Here is a 1,587-nt window from a genome sequence, read left to right as displayed (position 1 = left end):
ATCCGCGCGGGGTGACAAACGTGGGGTGACGGCCGAGTGTCCGCGAGCGGACGACGGCCCTACGCCTGGCGGGTGCTGGCGCAACACCTCCCGGTCGGCGGTGCCCGCGTAACGCACCATGCCGGTCGGGCCGGCGAGGGCACCGGTGACGGACAGCACAGCAGCACCCGGGTACGTCGCGGAGCCGGTGGCCACCCCCACGACACCCCGGCTGTACTTGTCCGAGGTCTCGTTCGGCCTGGGCCACCAGGCGGCGATGTCGGCGGCGTCGGGCACGCGTACCGCCGGGTCGGCGTGCAGCGTCGCACCCAGGCCGATGTCGATCAGCTCGACCTGGCCCGCCAGGGCCGCGGCCGGACCGACGACGTGCGCGGGCTTCAGGCAGCCGAAAGTGACGGTGACGTCGGCGTGCACGGCATCACCCGGCACGTCACCGGTGTCGACGGCGACCCCGCTGGGCACGTCCACGGCGACGACCGGCGGCCGTACCCCGTCGCGGCCGCGGAGCTTCGGCAGGCGCTCGACCAGCACGGTCGCCTCCGGCCGAAGACCGCCGCTGGCCCCGATGCCGACGATGCCGTCGACCACCAGATCCACCTTGCCGGGCAGGTCGGTGACCGTGACGCCACCCGCGCGGCGCAGGGCGGCGAGGCCGGCGAGGTGCACCCGGTCGGGCCGCAGCAGCACGGCTCGCACACCCGCACCGCGCGCGGCGAGCGTGGCACCCGCGTAGAGCGTGTCACCGCCGTTGTCACCGCTGCCGACCAGCAGCAGCACCGTGGCGCCGTAGACACCGCCGGACTCCTGCAGCAGCAGGGCACACCGGCGGGCCAGACCGGCCGCCGCGCGCTGCATGAGCGTGCCCGACGGCAGGGTCGCCATCAGGGCTTTCTCCGCCGCGCGGACGTCCGCCACGCGCCACGCCTGCCGCATGCTCCAACCCCCAGGTAACTCAGGCCTCCGCGACGACCATCGCGGAAGCGATGCCGCCGTCGTGCGACAGCGACAGGTGCCAGCGGCTGACGCCCCGTTCGGCCGCCACCGCCGCGACCGTACCGGAGACGGTCAGCCAGGGCCGTCCGTCCGGATCGGTGACCACTTCACAGTCGTGCCAGCGCAGCCCGGCCGGTGCGCCGAGCGCTTTGGCGACGGCCTCCTTGGCCGCGAACCGCGCGGCCAGCGACTCGGGCGACCGCGGGTTGCCGGAGGACGTCATGCGCTCGGAGTCGGTGAAGAGCCGGTCGGCGAGCAGCGGCGTGCGCTCCAGCGCCTTGGCGAACCGGTCCACCAGCACGACGTCGATCCCCACAGACACGATCACACGAGCAACCCTAGCGGCCCGCGATTGGTCGCGACCGGTCGTGCGCCAGGCCTGTGGACAACCGGGGTACGCCCACCGCGGCTTGTCCACAGGGGCGAAATCCGAGGGGCTGAACTCCCCTAACGTCGTCGGCCGTACCCGTTGCGATCTGGAGGTTGCCGATGACGTCCGAGCTCGAAGTTGACGCCACCGCGGTCCGCGCCTGGGCCCGGGCGCTGTCCGCGACAGCCGCGCGGATCAGCACTGATCCGCCCCCACCGCCGAGC

Annotated in this window: 2 protein-coding genes; both read right to left on the bottom strand. The window is 73.7% G+C overall.

Features of this window, described 5'->3' with window-relative positions; all coding sequences use genetic code 11:
- Positions 1–933 (bottom strand): NAD(P)H-hydrate epimerase (locus AB0C29_RS47585; protein ID WP_360834872.1); only part of this gene is annotated, 933 nt, incomplete at its 3' end.
- Positions 934–952: 19 nt separating this feature from the next.
- The gene (locus tag AB0C29_RS47580) at positions 953–1,321 is read right to left on the bottom strand and encodes a holo-ACP synthase (RefSeq protein WP_360834870.1); all 369 of its coding nucleotides are present in this window, start codon (positions 1,319–1,321) and stop codon (positions 953–955) included.
- Positions 1,322–1,587: the final 266 nt, after the last annotated feature.

Origin of the sequence: Actinoplanes sp. NPDC048791, from assembly GCF_040650095.1 — a bacterium.
Classification (GTDB): Bacteria; Actinomycetota; Actinomycetes; order Mycobacteriales; family Micromonosporaceae; genus Actinoplanes.
The sequence above is the reverse complement of the archived record's forward strand: the minus strand, read 5'-3'. Positions and strand labels throughout refer to the sequence as shown.